5 protein-coding genes are annotated in these 3,920 nt (G+C 42.2%); all 5 read left to right on the top strand.

From position 1 onward, the window contains the following. On the top strand, positions 1 to 800 hold an 800-nt coding region (locus tag AB3112_RS09195), incomplete at its 5' end, for an SDR family oxidoreductase (RefSeq protein ID WP_367334351.1). Positions 801 to 820: 20 nt separating this feature from the next. Next, on the top strand, positions 821 to 1,861 hold the full coding sequence (locus tag AB3112_RS09190; RefSeq protein WP_367334350.1) for a zinc-dependent alcohol dehydrogenase family protein: 1,041 nt from the start codon (positions 821 to 823) through the stop codon (positions 1,859 to 1,861). An 8-nt stretch (positions 1,862 to 1,869) separates the two neighbouring features. After that, positions 1,870 to 2,466: an NAD(P)H-binding protein gene (locus AB3112_RS09185; RefSeq protein WP_367334349.1), complete on the top strand. Its 597-nt coding sequence runs from the start codon at positions 1,870 to 1,872 to the stop codon at positions 2,464 to 2,466. A 180-nt stretch (positions 2,467 to 2,646) separates the two neighbouring features. Continuing rightward, on the top strand, positions 2,647 to 3,525 hold the full coding sequence (locus AB3112_RS09180; RefSeq protein WP_367334348.1) for a LysR family transcriptional regulator: 879 nt from the start codon (positions 2,647 to 2,649) through the stop codon (positions 3,523 to 3,525). Between the two features lie 59 nt (positions 3,526 to 3,584). Then, positions 3,585 to 3,920 (top strand): nuclear transport factor 2 family protein (locus AB3112_RS09175; RefSeq protein ID WP_367334347.1); only part of this gene is annotated, 336 nt, incomplete at its 3' end.

Here is a 3,920-nt window from a genome sequence, read left to right as displayed (position 1 = left end):
TTGTTCGACGTGTCGCTGCCGGTAGAAATTTATTGTTGGCAGACTATAATGAAGCAAAATTAGTTGAAATGAAACAACACTTGACGGAAGCTGGATTTAACGTTGAGACCATCCAAGCGGATCTTTCATCACGGGAATCTATTAAGACAGTGGTTGCTAAGGCACAATCGCTTGGTAAGATTATGGGATTGGTCAACGCGGCTGGCGTTTCACCATCCCAAGCGAGCCCAGAGCAAGTGCTCAAAGTGGACCTTTACGGGACTGCTGTTTTGTTAGAAGAATTTGGTCGAGTCATGGCTCCCGGTAGTGCGGGAATCGTCATTTCGTCGCAATCAGGACACCGATTACCCGCCTTATCACAAGCAGATAATCAAGCCTTGGCTATGACACCGACTGAAGAATTATTGGATTTACCAATTTTACAACCGGACGTGATCAAGGATTCATTGGCGGCTTATCAATATGCGAAACGAACCAATGTTTTACGGGTCGCTGCCGAATCGGTTAAGTGGCAAGCTCACAGTGCACGGATCAACACGATCAGCCCCGGTATTATCATGACACCATTAGCCGTTGACGAATTGAACGGGCCGCGTGGTGCGGGTTACAAAAAGATGTTCGAGTTAATGGTTACGAAGTGTCCAGGAACACCCGATGAAATTGCCAATTTGGCGGAACTCTTAATGGATCGCCGTGGTGCCTTTATCACAGGGAGTGATTTCTTGGTTGATGGCGGAATTACCGCACAATATTGGTATGGTAATGTTTCAGAAGTTCGTAACAATGGCGTCCAGAAATAGAATTTTAAGGGGAGTTTATTATGAAAGCAGCAACTTTTATTGAACCAGGAAAAGTCAAAGTTAAAGAATACGACAAACCAACTATTCAAAAGCCAACCGATGCAATTATTCGGGTGCTCCGGGCCGGTGTATGTGGGTCGGATTTGTGGTGGTTCCGCGGGATTTCACAACGCCAAGCAGGCTCAACCGTTGGTCATGAAGCAATTGGAATTGTTGAATCTGTTGGTTCAGCCGTTAAAGATGTACAAGCAGGCGATTTTGTGATTGCGCCGTTCACCCATGGTTGTGGGCACTGTGCCGCTTGTTTAGCCGGTTTTGATGGGGATTGCTTAAACCAAGAAGCCGGCGGTAACGGTGGCTATCAAGGTGAATACTTACGCTTTACTAATGCAAACTGGGCGTTAGTTAAGATTCCTGGACAACCCGAAGATTATTCTGACGACATGCTGAACAACTTTTTAGCCTTAGCTGACGTGATGGCAACGGGTTTCCACGCCGCAACTAGCGCAGAAGTCAAAAAAGATGATACCGTTGTTGTGATGGGTGATGGTGCCGTTGGTTTGAGCGGGGTGCTTTCCGCAAAATTGCTTGGCGCTAAGCGGATCATCGCAATGAGTCGCCATGAAGATCGGCAAAAGTTAGCAAAAGCATTTGGCGCCACGGACATTATCGCTGAACGGGGTGATGAAGCGGTTGCCAAAGTGATGGCCTTGACCGAAACTGGGGCTGACGCGGTGCTTGAATGTGTAGGTACTGAACAATCCGTTGACACAGCAGTCAAAGTTGGCCGCCCTGGTGCGGTTGTTGGCCGCGTTGGGGTCCCACAAAAGGCTGAAATGAATACCAATAATCTTTTTTGGAAGAACATTGGCTTACGTGGTGGGATTGCTGCTGTAACGACGGATGACAAGCAAGTTTTGTTAGATGCTGTTTTGACGGGGAAAATTCAGCCCGGCCAAGTCTTTACGAAACGGTTTATGTTAGATGATATTCAAGCTGCGTACGAAGCAATGGACCAACGGACGGCGATTAAGTCATTGGTCATTGTCAGTGATAAATAGGAGGGAGCATGAAGAAAGTTTTAATTATTGGTGCAACGGGGACTATTGGCGGTGTAGTTCGACAAACGCTTTTGAATGAAACCGATAATCAGTTAACGTTGTTTGCTAGAAGTGCCAATCGATTAAAGACTAGTGAGCGTGAAAGTGTTATCGCTGGCGATGTTACTAAAGATAGTGACTTAGACAAGGCGATTGCAGAACAAGACGTTGTTTTTGTTGCCTTGAGTGGTTCTTTAGGTCGCTTTGCCCAAAAAATTGTTGCGGCAATGGACCGAAATAAGGTTTCACGGTTGCTGTTTATTACTTCAATGGGTATTTATGATGAAATTCCCGCTTCGGTTGGTGCTAGTGGAAATTTGAGTAGTAATCCAATGCTACGCACTTATCGGGAAGCCGCCGATGTTGTTGAAGCTTCTGATTTGAACTACACCCTGATTCGTCCGGGCTGGTTTACTGGTGGTCCTGTTGATTATGAAATCACGAAAAAAGGCGAACCATTTGGTGGGCATGATGTCTCAATCAATTCGATTGCGGATTTTGTCAAGAATGCGATTGTCGATAATGATTATTATGCACATGATAGCGTTGGACTAAATGCAAAATAATATTCAAAAGGTCATTAGCTAGATAGCTAGTGGCTTTTTTCGTTTATAAGCATGGCAGAGAATCGGTTCAGGTTCTGCTGCAAAACATTTCTCAAATTGTTGATTAAGGTTATACTAATTAAAATAATATGACAAATTTGAACATTCAAAGATAATTTTGTAAAGGTTGAGGTGCCGGTAATGTTTCAACAGATGCAGTATTTTATCGCAATCGTTAATAATCATAGTTTTACTCAAGCGGCCGTGGACTGCCACATTTCGCAGTCAGCGATTTCTCAGCAAATGAAGGAGCTAGAAAGTCAACTTGGTGTGAAGTTATTGAATCGGAAAGGACGCAGCTTTGAAGTTACTGAAGCGGGTCAATACTTTTATAGTCATAGTCAGGATATTTTGGTGGATGTGGACCAACTTATAAAGAAAACTATCAAAATTGAAAAGAATGATGAGGTCGAGTTGCGGGTTGGCTATTTAAGAAGTTTTGGGACTACCGAGTTTTTACAAACTGTTTCGAAGTTTACTCAGGAGTGTCCTAAAGTGAAAATCAAAATTAGTAGTGGCACGCACGAAGAACTCTATGAATTATTACAGACAGGAAAAATTGATTTGAATTTTTCTGATCAACGGCGGGCCTTATCCAATGAATATCAAAATGAATTTTTGACTGCTAGTGAGTTTATGGTTGCCGTTAACAATTCGTTGCCATTTGAGGCACAAAAAATCGACGTTGCTGACTTAGTGGATATTCCTTGTATTTTGATTATTGATGGTCATCAGCAAGTCTCAGAAGAGGAGTATTATCGCAATGTTTTAGGTGTCAAAAGTGAGTTTGTGATTGCTAAAAGCTATGACGAGGCACAAATGTTGATCGCGTCTAATCAGGGGTATTTGATCATCAATCAGCGGATGAGAACACAATTAGATAAAGATATTGTTAAAATGATTTCTTTGGTTAAAGGGGACCAAAAATTGATTCAGAACTATTACGCTTATTGGCAAGCTAATAATTCAGGTTATTATACCGAAACTTTTGCTGAATTATTGAAACAAACCTTTGCATAATTTTTACTTATGAATGACCCTTGATTTCTGAATGGTTTTGGCATAGAAAAGTTGGTATCATGCTTGATGTAAGTAAAGAAAGCGTGGTAAGAATGACGGATAAAGAAATAATTATTCAATTGTATCGTGATGAAAATATTGCTATGGTTCAGAAAAACCTCAGTCGGTTAAATGAAATTTTGGCACCAACTATGAAGTTAACCCACATGACGGGGTATGTGCAGTCTAAATTGGAGTGGATTGACCAAATTCAAAATGAAGAAATGCAATATTTTGCTTCAAAAGAAGATACCATCAAAGCTATTCAAATTGAAGGTAACCGGGCAAGCTTAATTGGTCAGAACCAAGTTCAAGCAAGAATTTGGGGTGGTGGTACGCATACTTGGCGGTTGCAG

Source organism: Lentilactobacillus sp., from assembly GCF_040773105.1.
Taxonomy (GTDB): Bacteria; Bacillota; Bacilli; order Lactobacillales; family Lactobacillaceae; genus Lentilactobacillus; species Lentilactobacillus parabuchneri.
This window is presented reverse-complemented; position numbering and strand designations above follow the sequence as displayed.

Bases quoted from the DNA above. Each gene is read 5' to 3' on its own strand.
- AB3112_RS09180 (WP_367334348.1), top strand. From the start codon at position 2,647: ATGTTTCAACAGATGCAGTATTTTATCGCAATCGTTAATAATCATAGT.
- AB3112_RS09190 (WP_367334350.1), top strand. From the start codon at position 821: ATGAAAGCAGCAACTTTTATTGAACCAGGAAAAGTCAAAGTTAAAGAA.
- AB3112_RS09185 (WP_367334349.1), top strand. From the start codon at position 1,870: ATGAAGAAAGTTTTAATTATTGGTGCAACGGGGACTATTGGCGGTGTA.